The following is a 14,898-nucleotide window of genomic DNA, read 5'->3' on the forward strand; positions in this document are numbered from 1 at the left end:
TTGTATTAGCTAATACCGCCCTCATTAAAAAAAGATGAACACAATAAAAAAATAAAGTCATGAAACACTTACGTTTTGTTTTTTTAGCACCCAAAGCAGCATTGTTATTACTTGTTACTATTTTGTTTCCAATTTTGCACGCAGCAGCACAGTCTAAAGCATTTGCTTATAATGTAGCCAGACATACTGCGAACGAGAAACCAGGAAACGTTGCACCAGTTGAATCTTTCAATGTTCACATTATACAGGTACAAAAAGATCAACTGTTATTTCAACTTTCTGTGGACAATCCAGGCAACGAAAAGTTAACACTTTACATAAAAGACAATTTCAATAACACGCTGCACCGCGAAATACTGCCGGCAACCCTTCGTTTTGAAGCACGCTACAACCTCGCCTCCCTGGAAGACGGCGACTACGTTTTCGAAATCAGAAGCGGAAAAAACAAACTGGCAGAAAAAGCAATTGCTATAAAAACTCAGACACTCATTAACAGGAATGTTTCTGTTATTGAGTAAGCAGAAGGCTTAAAGCAGAAAGCAAAAAGCTATTAAAGCGAATGACCTAAGCGATGATATAGTTATTTATCCGCTTAGGTCATTCGCTTTAATAGCTTTTTGCTTTCTGCTTTAAGCCTTCTGCTACTTCCTAACAGTTGTTGATTCATACACCGCCTCAAACATTTTTTCGCGGGTATGCAAGATGGTTAATTTCGTATTAGCGCCACCGTTAGGATACACCCGGTTACTGAGGAATATAAATACAATCCCTGAACCAGGATCTGCCCATACACAGGTGCCGGTGTAGCCGGTATGTCCAAATGTAGCAGCAGAAGCACTTTTAGCCGGATACGGTTCCCGTCGGGTAGCATTATCCTTTTCCGGTTTGTCGAACCCCAAACCACGACGGCTGATAGTACTATTATATGCTGTAAACAACTGCACCGTTTCCGGTTTTATATATTGTACCCCGTTAAAAGAGCCTTTATTCAGCAACATCTGCATAATAACACCCAGATCATTGGCATTGGAAAATAATCCGGCATGTCCGGCTACTCCGCCAAACATGGCGGCGCCAGGGTCGTGTACATCGCCCCTCAGTTGTTGCATCCGGAAAGAATATTCATGCTCTGTAGGTACAATTTCCGATAAAGCAAAACGCTCTCTCGGCAAAAAGCCGGTGGTAGCCAACCCCATAGGGGTGTAAAATGTTTCCCGCACATAGTCATTCAGCTTTTTACCAGTTAACTGCTCCACAATTTTTCCCAGGAAAATATAATCACAGTCGCTGTACACGTACCCCTGTCGAGGCGACAGCTTACTATCCAGGATTTTTTTCCAGAGTGTATCTACATAGCTGTTTTCCATGTACATCTGGTCGGCCACCCGGATACCATGTGCAGGATCTGGTGCCGTATGATACAGGATTGTATCCGGGTAACCACTGGGATATAATGTCTCTTTATAAAAAGGAATGAAAGGCACTAACCCTGCCTGGTGCAATAAAATATCGCGGATGCGCAATCCTGCTTTGTCTGTACCCAGCACCAGGGGCAGATATACACCCAGTGTAGCATCAAGATTTAATTTCCCTTCATCGTACAAACGCATCACTGCCAGTGTAGTAGCGCATATTTTGGTAACGGAGGCCAGATCATAGATAGATTGCGGGGAAACTGGCTCTGCTTTATTATACTCATAATGACCGAAGCAGCGGTTATACACCACCTTTCCATCTTTCATGGCCAGCACCTGCGCACCAGGAGCGGCTGCTCGGGCAATCATATCATTGGCAAAACCATCAATTTTTACCAATGTCTGTTCATCCATACCGGCATCTTTGGCTGTTGCCACCGGTAAAATGGTAAACTGATTCACCTTGTAGGTGATGCCAGTACCCGAGGGCAGCGCAGGGCATACTGTCACCGGCAGTTTGCCTGAAGGACCCAGTTTACCAAACAGGAGGTCCGCAGCTGCTTTTTGTGTGGTGCTATCGTCTTCATAGGCGGCAATGATAGCGGGAGCATCGCAGAAATACTGGATGGCGTAAGGATTACCAAATGCGATGGTCACGGACGGCATTTCTGACTGCAGTTGCCGGATGATGAGCCGCTCCGCCATGGTGAGTCCGAAGTTATTTGCCGGACGACGGCTATAGTCATGCAGACTGATAATAACAGCCTTATAATCCCGCTGGATGCGGGATACGATAGGAGCAATCTGATCTACCGACTGCCGGGAAGTAAAAATAAATGCATCCGTGCCGGGTTTATATTCCTTCACGGTTTGCAGAAAAGTGTTGCTGGCATCGGCTCCTATTGCAATAACGGCCAGCTTCTGCTGGGTCATGGCCGGAGAAAACGGCACCAGTTTTTTATCATTACGTACCAGGGTGATGGCGCTGTCTGCGATGCGTTTGCGCAGGGCATCTGTATTCGCATTGAGGTCTGCTGCCAGGTTGTTGGTATCAATATGTTGTGGCTTCCATAATCCCAGGTTGTATTTGGCGCGCAATACTTTCTTTACGCGGGCATCTACCTCTTCCTGGTCTATTTTGCCCGCTTTAATGGCTTTTTTGATGGCGTCTACACTGCCGGCGGCAGTAGAGGGTAATATCATCAGGTCGTTGCCCGCAAGCAGCGACTGTAAGGATTCCTGTCCTTTGGTATAGAATTTTGCGATGCCTTTCATTTCGAGTGCATCGGTTATAATCAGTCCTTTATAACCCAGTTCATTTTTCAACAGTTTTGTAACCGCATTGTAAGAAATGGAGGTAGGTGTATTGGGCTTTTTATCGATAGATGGGATATAAAGATGAGCAATCATGATAGATCCCACTCCGGCAGCAATGGCTTCGCGGAAAGGATATAGCTCCAGTGAATCCAGTTGTTCCCTTGTTTTATTGATGGTTGGCAAATCGAGATGTGAATCCACATTGGTGTCGCCATGACCTGGAAAGTGTTTGGCGCAGGCCATTATACCGGCATCCTGCATTCCTCTGATGGTGGCTACGCCCATGCGGGCTACCTGGTATTTGTTTTCGCCGAAGGAGCGGTCATTGATCACCGGGTTGGAAGGGTTGTTATTCACGTCCATGTCTGGGGCAAAGTCAATGTGGATGCCTAGGCGGCGGCATTGTTCACCCATAATTTTTCCAGCATCATAAGCCAGGGTGGTATCTTGTACGGCGCCTATCATCATATTACGGGGCAGGGAGATCACACTATCCAGGCGCATGCCCAGACCCCATTCCCCGTCTATGGCCACCAGTAATGGTACTTTAGAGATAGATTGGTAGTAGTTGGTAAGGTCGGCTTGTCTTACCGGACCGCCCTGGAAGAAAATGACGCCACCAACTTTATTATCCTGGATGTCTTTTATAACTGCGTTCACATGGTCGGGCCCCAGGTTGGAGTGGGCTCTTATCATGATCAGTTGTGCGATGCGTTCATCTGGGGTGAGTGACTGAAATACACTGTCTGCCCATTGCGAGGCTTTGTCCTGCTGCGGTGCCGCAGTTTGTGCGGTGGTTTTCTTTTGTTTCTTTTTGTCCTTAAATACCAAGGGCGCAGAAATGGCGCTCCCGGTCATCATCAAGCCGGTTAGTCCTGCAACCAATAATTGTTTCCTCATATCATAAACTTACAAATATTCAGTCGTAAATCCAGAGCTGGCACACTGAATATCAAAGAATTACTAATAATAATCATATGATTTTGTTAGATAGAAAGTATTTCATTAAATTAGGATAGCCTGTTGAAGATAATTTAGGTATTCTGGTTAAAAATTAAATTATGTTTACTATTTTGTCAGAATATTTACATTTAGTTCAATCAATCGTAATTTTAATTACCAATACATTCATCTGTTTCATATATTTGCAGCCTTGCGAGTAAAGTAGATTTTAATTAAACATGGTCAATCTCATTTTATTTGGCCCTCCCGGTAGCGGCAAGGGTACACAAAGTGCTAATATTATCCAGAAGTACGGACTTATTCATCTGTCTACCGGCGACTTGCTTCGTAGTGAGATTGGTGATAAAACCCCACTGGGTCTTGAGGCCAAGAAATTCATGGATCAGGGTACTTTAGTACCTGATGAAGTGGTGATTGGCATGATTAGTTCCAAGCTGGAAGCTAATCCTGAAGCGCGTGGTTTCATTTTCGATGGTTTCCCCCGTACCACTGCGCAGGCAGAGGCGCTGGATAAGCTGTTGTCTCTGAAAAAAACGGCTATTTCAGTAGTGCTTTCTCTGGAAGTACCAGAAGATGCGCTGATCAAGCGTTTGCTTAACCGAGGTTTAACCTCCGGCCGTAGCGATGATGCTTCTGAAGAAGTAGTAAAGGCACGTATAGTAGAATATCATAACAAAACCGCTCCTGTGGCTGATCACTATGCCAAATTCGGCAAATTCAAGAAAGTGAAAGGTGATGGTACGGAAGAGGAAGTCTTCGAACTGTTGTCCAAAGAACTGGACGAACTCGTAGGAGAAAGAGTATAGTTGTACGCGGAATACCGCTATCACAAAGACTTTTAACATCTTATTATACAACGCAAAGATTGTAAGTAGACAGCTTCTTGGCACTGGATGGTGCTAATTAGCTTAAACTTCACGATCTTTGCGTTTTGTTTTTCTGTTGTTATGGAAGCAACAGACTTAAAATCCGAGAATAGTGGAAAAAGCGAATTTCGTAGATTATATCCGTGTATTTTGTAAATCCGGGAAAGGTGGCGCAGGCAGTTTGCACTTTATGCGAACCAAATTTAATGCGCAGGCCGGCCCTGATGGCGGCGATGGCGGCAGAGGCGGGCATGTTATTTTAAGAGGAAATTCACAGCTGTGGACCCTCCTGCATCTCCGCTGGCACAAAAACCTGCTGGCAGAAGACGGCGAAAACGGTAGCGGCGACAACTGTACCGGCCGTTTTGGTAAGGATATTATCATTGAAGTACCGCTGGGTACACAAGCGAAAGATGAAGAAACCGGCCGCGTAGAAGCTGAAATTCTGCACGACGGACAGGAAGTTATCTGGATTCCGGGTGGACAAGGTGGTAAAGGCAATGCCTATTTTAAATCTGCCACCAACCAAACACCGGAATATGCACAACCAGGTATGCCGGGTACTGAAGGCTGGAAAGTAGTAGAATTAAAGGTGTTGGCTGATGTGGGCCTTGTTGGCTTCCCCAATGCCGGAAAATCTACCCTGCTGTCTACTATTACTGCCGCCAAACCTAAAGTGGCCGACTACGCCTTTACTACCCTCACCCCTCAGCTGGGCATGGTGGAATACCGCGACAGCAAATCATTCTGTATAGCAGATTTGCCAGGTATCATTGAAGGCGCCCATGAAGGAAAAGGATTAGGACATCGATTTTTACGACATATTGAAAGAAACGCCGTATTATTATTCCTTATTCCAGCAGATAGTGCAGATCACCGCAAAGATTTTGAGGTACTGGTAAATGAGCTGGAACAATATAATCCCGAATTGCTGGATAAACAGTTTCTGCTGGCCATCAGTAAAAGCGATATGCTGGATGATGAGCTGAAAGCCGCTATATCAGCAGAGCTACCGGAAGATGTACCACACGTGTTTATCTCCTCTGTTACCAACCAGGGCCTCAGTGAATTGAAGGATATTTTGTGGGAAGCCCTTAACAGAAAAATAGATACTCCCGGTACCGTAGATGTAGATAAGGTAGACGCAGAGTAACTGTTTCCGGATTTACGGGGAAAACTATTTCTGACGCCAATGTTCGTTACAGTATCCCGTATACCATGAAAACATCCTTTTTTCTTGCAGCGACACTGGTGTTGCTGCCGGCCTGCCAACATTCCACCAAGCCGGAAAAGGCGAGACCGGTCCAGATTGATACCATGCAGCTGATAGCTCCGCCGGCAACATCAGTGAAAGTAGCTTCCAATGAAGTATATGTAGTAAGCCGTGATTCTACTACGTATATCCGTTTCGGTGATAGCTATTTTTCACTTGACTGGGTAAAACCGGATGCAAAACGCAACGATTTCGAATTGCATCCGGACACACTCTATTTCCTGCTGGATCACTTACATAGTATTGAAGGACAAATGCTGGCCGTCACCACCGGAGAAGCTGAAAAGATCAACGTATCCCAGTGCTATGAAACCAGCGCCATTATTGAGCAGGAGCCCTTGCTCAACTGGAAACATTATCGTTCCCCCTGGGAGTCGCTTAGCGCCGAAGCCAGCAACTTCTTCATCTGTAAAAAATATTCTGCTGCAGAAAAAACCAGGTTCCCTCCTGCCAGTATCTCCGGCTTACAACAACACATCAAACAACACGGCACTCCTTCTCAATATGCACTGGTTGCACAACTGGATAATTTCCCCACGCCACCGGTTCGCATAGCCATCAGCCGCTACTATATCCGGCTGGATGGACTCACTAAAAAGGCCACCAATAAAATCAATAAACTGCTCATTATCGAGGTATCATTTAAAGGCTGATAAAAATTATATTTACAAAAAATATACCCTGTGAAATTATTAACCAGTTCTCTTCTGGCCGCCATGTTGTTGTTTTTCGCCTGCAAACCTGCGGCAGACAAGAGCAGCGACAAGCCCACAAACGATGACAGTCTTGCTATCAGTAAACTACCAGGCACCTATATGGGCGACTTCGGTGGCGCACCTATCTACATTACCCTGAACTACTCTAATGGTAAACAGGTAGCCGGATATAATGTGCATAAAGGATTACGCCGCAACCTGCGGGGAGAACTAAAAAAAGATAATGATAACTGGGTGATCACCCTGAGTGAACCTGGTGATCATCCCTTTGACGGGAAATTCGACCTTACCTTCGATCACCTGTTTGCTAAGGGAAAAGGAACCTGGACTCCTTTGAACAATAATACCCTGAAAGAAAAATCTTTTGTGCTGGAACCAGCCAGTGGTAAAGAAAAAGAGGAATTTGGCATGCATGGAAATACCTTCAATCAATTCCTGATTGAATCGTCTAACTCCAAAAGTGACCTCACCTTCAATGTGGATGGTAGCTGCCTATTACAACTCTACGAAAAAGTAACCGACTCCACGTTTGCTGAACAGATGATAAAAGTCAGGGGCACTTATCAAAAATCCAATGATAGCTCGCTCGTTATTACCTGGGAAAAGAATTCACATTTTCCGGAACGGACCAACACCTACAAAATGATAACCGGCAACAATGACGATGGAAGCACTTATTATTATGGCGTAAAGATTGACAGCTCAGAATTTGTAGAGGGACCATAATATGCGGCTACTGAAGAGAATAGGATGGATACTAACAGCAACGGCTATACTTTACGGAGCATGGCTGATGCTGTTACTCACCATTCCTTATGCAGCGTTTGAAAAGTATACCGATTTTCTCATCACCAAACAAAGAGTATATCCTATCCGCCACTGGCGCATTAGCTTCTACATTCACATCTTCGTAAGCATCACTGTACTGATAACAGGATTGCTTCAATTCAGCAAATACCTGCTGGATAAGTATCCCCGGCTACACCGAAACAGCGGGAAAATTTATGCGCTGGTAGTTATCACCCTCAGTGGCCCAACCGGACTTATCATGGGGTTTTACGCCAATGGGGGGTTCTATGCACGTGTCAGTTTCATATTATTATCCCTGCTCTGGATCACCTTTACCATTATGGGCTGGAGAACAGCAATGCAGGCCCGCTGGCCGGAACATATTACCTGGATGCTCCGTAGCTACGCCCTCACCCTTTCTGCGCTTACCCTCCGGCTGTATGCCTTAGTGCTGGGTTTGATGCACATGCCGCTAAGACCGGCAACGGCCTATATCATTATTTCCTGGTTAAGCTGGACGTTAAATTTGTTGTTAGCGGAACTGCTGTTGAAGCGGGTATTTATAAAGAGGATGGGGATAACTCCTGCGGCATCGCCAGAAGGAAACACCGCAGTACTATAAATATGACTAGTGGTTCAATGCCAGTTGTTGCGTTTTAGCTGAAAAGTGACCATCATCTGTAATAGCGAAAGCCGTCTTTTTTAGTTCTGTTCTTGACTTTTCCGGATTATCGATGTACCCGGCATTAGCGGGATCCTTTTCATATTCAACCTTATATTCCGTTACAGTAAAATCACTATTACCGGCAATGGTCAATGTACAATAAGGATCTTCTATTATCTTTTGCCCGGATACCAGCATTTTTTCTATGATCTTTCCCGCGTTATTATAACTTACCATAAAATAATATGCAGGAGCGTCTGTGATGCTGTCTTCACCCTCCACTATTTCATCGCTAACTGCATAGATCAGTGTTTTAAAGGCTTCTGTTTTTTTCACCAGTCCTACATAATAAAAGGAGCTGCCCACATCCCTGGAAAATTTCGAATCCCGCATTTCTGCTACATACATTTCAAAATCATACGAAATAAAATTCTTTCCAAGTTGCTTCCCATATCCGGTATCAATGGTCAAAGGTATAGGTAGCTGTTTGAACTGATTAGCAAAAAGATTCCATTCCAGTTTTTCAGCATCGCCTGCGCCACTGAAAGCAGCTATGATTTCTGTTTTAAAATTGTAGTTGTCCCTGAAATACGCCAGGTCCGGATCTGACATGATATTTTTCATGTTATTATATCCAAATTCAATGGCCGCCAACAGATTATAGCGGGAAGAATCTATGTTTTCCGAGAGAGAATATGCACACGCTTTATTATACAACACTTTTGACAAAGGCTTGTAGTCCAACAGTTCTGCCATATTATAAGCAAGAATAGCTTCCTTTACTTTACGGGTATCCAGGAGAGCATTCCCCAGTTCATAATAACTTTTAGCCTGTGGTTGCAGCAAAATAGATTTGATAAATTTATCTATGCTGCCTTTAGCGTTTTTCTTATTGCGGTATATATCTATGCCTTTCAGAAATTCTTTTTCGGCGGCATTACTTTTTTCGGAAGAATTGGCCGCAACCCATTTTACCGAATCGGCATTGTAAATACTCGATAAGCTGAGTTTTGCTGATTGACTATCTTTACTCCCTGATTGATGACAGGAGGCTAACAGTACACTAAAAGCAAACAAAAATACTAAGCGCATAAGGATAGGATTTGGGATATAAAGATATGGAAGAAAACCCTCGTTTTATCATACTCACGCGAGAAAACCGGCAATGCAAAGGCATCGCCGGTTTGAGGTTATTGGCTGTAATTTTCACCGTAAAGGGTTCTCCTGTTCACACTTATTGCGGATGAAACAGCATGGCAGTACACAAACAATTCCTGTAATTTTTTCCTGCCAGGATAGGATAGTTTACGCAACTCTTACACCCCTCCCAAAAGAGCGGGTCCTGAGTAATCTGATCATACGTCACCGGCTCAAAACCCAGTCGGGTGTTTAATTTCATGACTGCTAAGCCAGTGGTGATACTAAATATTTTTGCAGCCGGATACAGCACTCTGCTTAACTCGAATATTTTATTTTTAATGGCGGCTGCCACTTTCATGCCCCGGAATGCCGGTGCCACAATCAATCCACTGTTGGATACGAAGTGGCCTTCTTCCCATGACTGTATGTAGGAAAATCCTGCCCAGATACCGTCTGCCGTAAAGGCGATCACCGCTTTTCCTTCCAGGATCTTTTTCCTGATAGCGGCGGGATCTCTTTTTGCAATACCTGTACCGCGTGCTTTGGCAGATGCTTCCATCTCCGCAACAATGGGTAGTGCAAAATCAACGTCCATGGCCGTAGCCATGCGGACGACAATCTCCTCATCTGTTTCCATTACCTGTAAGTTGATGTTGTATGTAAAGTGGATAAAGTGCGTCGGGAATGAGAGAATACATCCGGATTCTGCTCACGGCGTCTGCCAGCGGAATGCTGCAGAGTACCGGTAAAAAAACACGGGTGATAGCTTCTCTTACCACGGCATTGCCCCGCTCATATAATTTACCTGCCAGCTGCAAACATTTGCCTGCTACCTGGAAGTTTTGTTCCCTCAGCTGTCTGTCAGTGTATTCACTCAGACAACTAACGGTATCGTATATATGAAATATAGCGGGAAACTGGTGTAATGCTTTTCTTAATGCCGGTATTGTGTCTTCAATACAGGCCGGTACTTCATATTGATTAATCATGGGTCATCGTTTTACACTTTGTGTAATATTTCAGCAAGGATAGAAATCGTAATAACGCCGATAGCTATATAGTACATCGCTTTATGATTAGGTACCGGCGGCTTTGGATAGGCTCGCATTGTGTTACATTTCTTACTATATGCCAAATGCTATTCCATATTCCGCACAAGGAATGTTAAAACTTAGTACAGTCAAGGGTTTGCAAAGAAAATGTTAAAGGCCGGCCGGCCCGAAAACAGGAAAAAGCCTACCGTTTCTGAAGGGTATTTTCAGAAACGGAAATCCGTACGAGGTAACAAGGGAAGAAGGGAGATAAACAAAAAGCGGTTATCTCCGCATTTGAGATAACCGCTTTTACTTTAGGGAACACAATTTCTTTAGGCGACCTGTTTCGCAACGTCTTCCTGTGGAACTGCCGGGGCCTTTGTTTTCTTTTTCTTCTTCCGGGTTCTGTTAAGCCACATAATGGTACCAGTAGTTGGAAAAATGACACCCAGCAAGGCCACAAACAGGGCTAATATTTTAGAGGGCATACCAAAAATAGCACCCGTATGCAGGGGCTTAATGGTACCCCGGATCTTTTGTCCGAGGTTTCTTTGTGCAAAAGTTTGTGACTGCAACACCTTTCCGCTGAACTGGTCCAGGTAATAAGTGGTGGTAGCTGCCTCCTGGAATGCATTGGCGGGGAGCAGACTTACCATAAAAGAAGCGGTACTGTCCTTCGGCGCTGAAAGAGTATAGAAAATGGCATCCGGCACGCTTTGTCTGACTGTAGCCAATGCGGCTTCATAAGAAATGTGTTTACCTTCCGGCACTGCCGCCGGTGCAGACACCGGCGCCGCCATGGGCTTGGGAGAAGTACCCAACATAGCATACAGTCCATTACTGAACCACTCATACGACCAGGTTAAACCGGTAAAAGCAGATACAAAGAGGAATATAGCCGCATAAAAGCCCAGCACTACGTGCAGATCGTGGTTTAGGCGTTTCCAGCCTCCATCCCACTTCACTTTGATACGTTGCTTAAAAATATTGCGTGTTTTAGGCCACCATAATACGATACCGGTAATCAGAATAAATACAAATATCAGGGTACTGGCGCCAGTAATAACTTTACCGGTAGGACCGGCCAACAGCCAACGGTGCAGGGAAAATATCTGGTAATAAAATGTTTGCTGATAACTGTATAACTCCACCACTTTTCCGGTGTAGGGGTTTACAAAAGCGGTACGGCCACCCTTTTCTTTTTTAGGAGCGCCTTTTTCAGCGCCTGCTGACTTGTCTTTCTTTTCTGGTTGAGATACTGCTTTCACATCTCCTTGGGCATTTTCTTTAGCTTCCGCTCTTCCTTCCCCTTTCCCTTCTTTCTTTCCTTCTCCTTTACCCTCTTTCTTTCCGCCCTTCTTGCCTTCTTCCAGCTGCACCTGCAAGGTCCGGGTAGGATCCGCAAATACCTGTATACGGGAAATGCCGGCGCCTGGCACCTGCTGTTTTACCATTTCAGCCACCTTGTCCAGTGGTAAGCGTTCTCCGGAAGGCTGAATATAATAACGGTCCTGGTTAAATGCTTCTGTTAACTCTTTTTCAAATACCAGTAATGCGCCGGTTAGGCAGCTGATGGTGATTACCAGGCCAGCAGTAAGCCCCAGGTATAAGTGAATGCGTCTAAAAAAAACTTTCATATTCAAACTGGTCGTAGCCTCAAAGAAACTACACGCGCGGGGTATTATACGAGCGAAAAGGGAAAAAGATTTATCTAATGCGGAATTTTTTGGGGTAAAGGAGGTTAGTGCCCGGTGGACGTTCTATTGGCAAGGCATCGTAAATGCAAACTGGCAGCCGTTCTTGCATAAAAAAGGCGCAAAGGAAACCATCCTTTGCACCCTCTTCACGAAATATATTACATCAGACCTCCCAGCATACCGCCGGCAGCGTTCTTCATTTCTGCTTCCCAGGAGTTTTCTGCATCTTTCAGCGCACGATTCAATGCGGTGAGCAGCAAATCTTCCATTTCTTCCTTATTTTCCGGTGTAAAAAGATGCGCCGCAATATCAATACTTTTTACCTGACGGTTACCGTCTACGGTTACCTTCACGGCACCATCTCCGGCCTCTCCGGATAAAGTTACTGTAGCCAAACGCTCTTTGCCTTCCTGCATTTTTTGCTTGATCTGCGTCAGCTTTCCAAATAAATCACCAAACATGTTTCGTGTGTTTTAAGAACGGCAAATATAATATTTTCCGCCTTCGGCAGAAGAAATTGTCTGGTTTCCCCGTAAACATATATACCAGGGAAGCATTATTAATATTTAACATACAGAACAGCGCAAGGAACAATTACGTATCTTACTGGCAGGTAACAGTATCATCAAATAATGGAGACAAAAGTTTGTATTATAGGCGCAGGACCAGGAGGCGCTACCGCTGCCCTTCAATTAGCGCAGCTTGGCATTGAATGCATCGTTGTAGATAAAGCCGTATTTCCCAGAGACAAAGTATGTGGAGATGGACTAAGCGGTAAGGTATTAACATTGCTGGAACGCATCGACAAAGGCATCGGAGAACGTTTACAGCAAGCCATGTTTAAAATGGACAGCTGGGGCGTGACCTTTGTAGCTCCTAACCGCATCGGTATGGATATCCCCTACCGTCCGGACTATCAGCAAGACATGAGCAATCCACGCGGATTTGTATGCAAACGCATTGACTTCGATAATTTCCTGGTAGAAGAACTGAAGCGCCGCTCCGAAATTCGTTTATTCCAAGGCGTTAGCATCGATAAATATGAACTGAAAGCAGATGGCTACCATCTGTCCAGTAAAGACGGCTCTTTCCAGGTAAAAGCAGACATTGTTATTGTAGCAAACGGCGCCCATTCCGGCTTCACTAAAGATGTAGCCGGCATTAAAATGGAACCGGAACATTATGTAGCCGGTATCCGTGCCTATTATAAAGGTATCACCGGTTTGCACCAGGATAATTTCATAGAGCTGCACTTCCTGAAAAACATGCTCCCCGGTTATTTGTGGATATTTCCGCTCCCTAATGGCGAAGCCAATGTGGGCGTAGGTATGCTCAGTAATTCTGCCCGTAATAAAAAGGTAAACCTGAAACAGCTCATGCTGGATACCCTCGCCACAGATGCTACTATGAAAGATCGCTTTGCCAACGCAGAGCTGGTAGGCCCTATCGATGGTTATGGTCTGCCACTGGGCAGTAAAAAAAGAAAATTACATGGCGAACGCTATATGCTCGTAGGAGATGCCGGCTATCTTATAGATCCTTTTACAGGAGAAGGTATCGGCAATGCCCTTTACTCTGGCAGAATAGCCGCCCAGCAGGCTGCTGCCGCTATTGCCGCCAACGATTATTCCGACCAGTTCTTTAATGCATACGATGAAAACGTATACCGCATCCTGGGACCGGAACTACAGGTAAGCACCAAGCTGCAGAAACTGATCAAATACCCATGGCTGTTTAATACGCTCATGAAAATGGGGGCCCGTAACAAACAACTGAAAGATCTGATGTCCTGCATGTTCCATGAAGTAGATCTGCGTAAGAAACTGGGCCAACCCATGTTCTATGTAAAATTGTTATTTAACAGATAAAGCATTTCCTGCTGTGAAATTTTTAAGCCAATTATCCATCATCGTATTCACCTCACTTACCATGAGTGCACAAATACATCCGGCGGCAGCCACCCGTTTAACGCCCGAAATCGCCAATAAACTGGCGGAGCTGCCACTGAAATGCCTGGACCTGGAATTTCCTTATAAAACAGGAATTGTATTTACCGATAGCTCACTGCTTACCGCTCCTAAAAATTATCACCCTGCCTTTTATGGTTGCTTCGACTGGCATAGCAGCGTGCATGGCCACTGGATGCTGGTACGCCTCCTGAAATCCTACCCGGACCTGGCCAAAGCCAGTACCATCAGAAGTAAACTGGCCGCACATCTATCTGCCGAAAACATAAAAATTGAACAACAACTGTTCAGCAGCGCCGACAATAAAAGCTTTGAACGTATCTATGGCTGGAGCTGGCTCCTGCAACTGCAAAATGAATTGCTCACCTGGAACGATCCATTGGGCAAAGAAATGAGCGGACATCTGCAACCACTGGCCACCCAGTTTTCTACCGCTTATATTCAGTTTTTGGATAAAATCATGTACCCTATCCGGGTGGGTGAGCATACCAACCTCGCATTCGGATTATGCCTGGCCTGGGATTACGCCATCACCGCAAAAGATGCGGCCCTCCAGAAAGCCATACACGATGCAGCTATGCGCTTTTATGCGGCCGACAAAAATGCACCCGTTACCTGGGAACCAGGTGGATACGATTTCCTGTCGCCCAGCCTGGAAGAAGCAGACCTCATGCGCCGCGTAATGCCGGAAGCCGACTACCGGAAATGGCTATACGCGTTTCTGCCCGGCTTATTCGAAAACAAGATAAGTATCCTGCAGGTAGCACAGGTGAAAGACCGCACAGACGGGAAACTCGTTCACCTGGATGGTCTCAACCTCAGTCGCACCTGGTGCCTGGAAGCCATTGCAGAGCATGGCGGCAAAAATAAAGCAGCTATTCAGCAGTTGGCGCATCAGCACATGGAAGCTGGACTGCAACAGGTTTTCAGCGGAAACTATGCCGGGGAACACTGGCTGGCCTCTTTTGCTGTTTATATGCTAACTATCGGAAAACAACCGTAATTTCATTACCGTAATTTATTGTCCCTACATAAAGCTATAGTTTAGTTTGTCCGC

Annotated in this window: 14 protein-coding genes; 8 read left to right on the top strand and 6 right to left on the bottom strand. The window is 45.1% G+C overall.

Annotation, left to right across the window (positions count from 1 at the left end; all coding sequences use genetic code 11):
- Positions 1-59 precede the first annotated feature (59 nt).
- The gene (locus AC1DCV_RS14305; RefSeq protein WP_441578243.1) at positions 60-518 is read left to right on the top strand and encodes a hypothetical protein; all 459 of its coding nucleotides are present in this window, start codon (positions 60-62) and stop codon (positions 516-518) included.
- A gap of 123 nt (positions 519-641) precedes the next feature.
- Here the strand turns inward: AC1DCV_RS14305 and AC1DCV_RS14310 are convergent, their stop codons facing one another.
- The gene (locus AC1DCV_RS14310; RefSeq protein WP_477023768.1) at positions 642-3,632 is read right to left on the bottom strand and encodes a glycoside hydrolase family 3 N-terminal domain-containing protein; all 2,991 of its coding nucleotides are present in this window, start codon (positions 3,630-3,632) and stop codon (positions 642-644) included.
- A 281-nt stretch (positions 3,633-3,913) separates the two neighbouring features.
- On the opposite strand from AC1DCV_RS14310, the gene AC1DCV_RS14315 reads away from it, so the two are divergent.
- The 5 genes from AC1DCV_RS14315 (at position 3,914) to AC1DCV_RS14335 (ending at position 7,961) form a co-directional block, all read left to right on the top strand.
- Positions 3,914-4,501: an adenylate kinase gene (locus AC1DCV_RS14315; RefSeq protein WP_477023769.1), complete on the top strand. Its 588-nt coding sequence runs from the start codon at positions 3,914-3,916 to the stop codon at positions 4,499-4,501.
- A gap of 172 nt (positions 4,502-4,673) precedes the next feature.
- On the top strand, positions 4,674-5,714 hold the full coding sequence (gene obgE, locus AC1DCV_RS14320; protein ID WP_477023770.1) for a GTPase ObgE: 1,041 nt from the start codon (positions 4,674-4,676) through the stop codon (positions 5,712-5,714).
- 65 nt (positions 5,715-5,779) lie between these two features.
- Positions 5,780-6,487, top strand: coding sequence for a hypothetical protein (locus AC1DCV_RS14325; protein ID WP_477023771.1), 708 nt, complete (start codon positions 5,780-5,782; stop codon positions 6,485-6,487).
- Between the two features lie 30 nt (positions 6,488-6,517).
- Positions 6,518-7,276, top strand: coding sequence for a hypothetical protein (locus tag AC1DCV_RS14330; protein WP_477023772.1), 759 nt, complete (start codon positions 6,518-6,520; stop codon positions 7,274-7,276).
- A gap of 1 nt (position 7,277) precedes the next feature.
- Entirely contained in the window at positions 7,278-7,961 is a 684-nt protein-coding gene (locus tag AC1DCV_RS14335; RefSeq protein ID WP_477023773.1) for a DUF2306 domain-containing protein, read from the top strand.
- 6 nt (positions 7,962-7,967) lie between these two features.
- Here AC1DCV_RS14335 and AC1DCV_RS14340 read toward each other — a convergent pair whose 3' ends face one another.
- From AC1DCV_RS14340 to AC1DCV_RS14360, 5 genes are all read right to left on the bottom strand, one after another.
- Complete coding sequence (locus tag AC1DCV_RS14340) at positions 7,968-9,095, bottom strand: TPR end-of-group domain-containing protein (RefSeq protein ID WP_477023774.1); 1,128 nt, start codon at positions 9,093-9,095, stop codon at positions 7,968-7,970.
- A gap of 142 nt (positions 9,096-9,237) precedes the next feature.
- The gene (locus AC1DCV_RS14345; RefSeq protein ID WP_477023775.1) at positions 9,238-9,780 is read right to left on the bottom strand and encodes a GNAT family N-acetyltransferase; all 543 of its coding nucleotides are present in this window, start codon (positions 9,778-9,780) and stop codon (positions 9,238-9,240) included.
- Positions 9,767-10,132 carry a DUF7674 family protein gene (locus tag AC1DCV_RS14350; RefSeq protein WP_477023776.1) on the bottom strand — a complete coding sequence of 122 codons (366 nt, stop codon included), beginning with the start codon at positions 10,130-10,132 and terminating at the stop codon, positions 9,767-9,769. Before AC1DCV_RS14350 ends, AC1DCV_RS14345 begins: the two co-directional genes overlap by 14 nt.
- A 377-nt stretch (positions 10,133-10,509) precedes the next feature.
- Positions 10,510-11,814 carry a PepSY-associated TM helix domain-containing protein gene (locus AC1DCV_RS14355; protein WP_477023777.1) on the bottom strand — a complete coding sequence of 435 codons (1,305 nt, stop codon included), beginning with the start codon at positions 11,812-11,814 and terminating at the stop codon, positions 10,510-10,512.
- Between the two features lie 218 nt (positions 11,815-12,032).
- Positions 12,033-12,335, bottom strand: a complete 303-nt coding sequence (locus AC1DCV_RS14360; RefSeq protein WP_441578254.1) for a YbaB/EbfC family nucleoid-associated protein — start codon at positions 12,333-12,335, stop codon at positions 12,033-12,035.
- A gap of 171 nt (positions 12,336-12,506) precedes the next feature.
- Here AC1DCV_RS14360 and AC1DCV_RS14365 point away from each other — a divergent pair, with 171 nt between their 5' ends.
- Together AC1DCV_RS14365 and AC1DCV_RS14370 are read left to right on the top strand one after the other, a co-directional pair.
- Positions 12,507-13,742 (top strand): NAD(P)/FAD-dependent oxidoreductase, encoded by a 1,236-nt coding sequence (locus AC1DCV_RS14365; RefSeq protein ID WP_477023778.1) that lies wholly within the window; start codon positions 12,507-12,509, stop codon positions 13,740-13,742.
- A 13-nt stretch (positions 13,743-13,755) separates the two neighbouring features.
- Complete coding sequence (locus tag AC1DCV_RS14370) at positions 13,756-14,844, top strand: DUF2891 domain-containing protein (RefSeq protein WP_477023779.1); 1,089 nt, start codon at positions 13,756-13,758, stop codon at positions 14,842-14,844.
- Positions 14,845-14,898: the final 54 nt, after the last annotated feature.

Source organism: Chitinophaga sp. 10T418 (genome assembly GCF_056394125.1).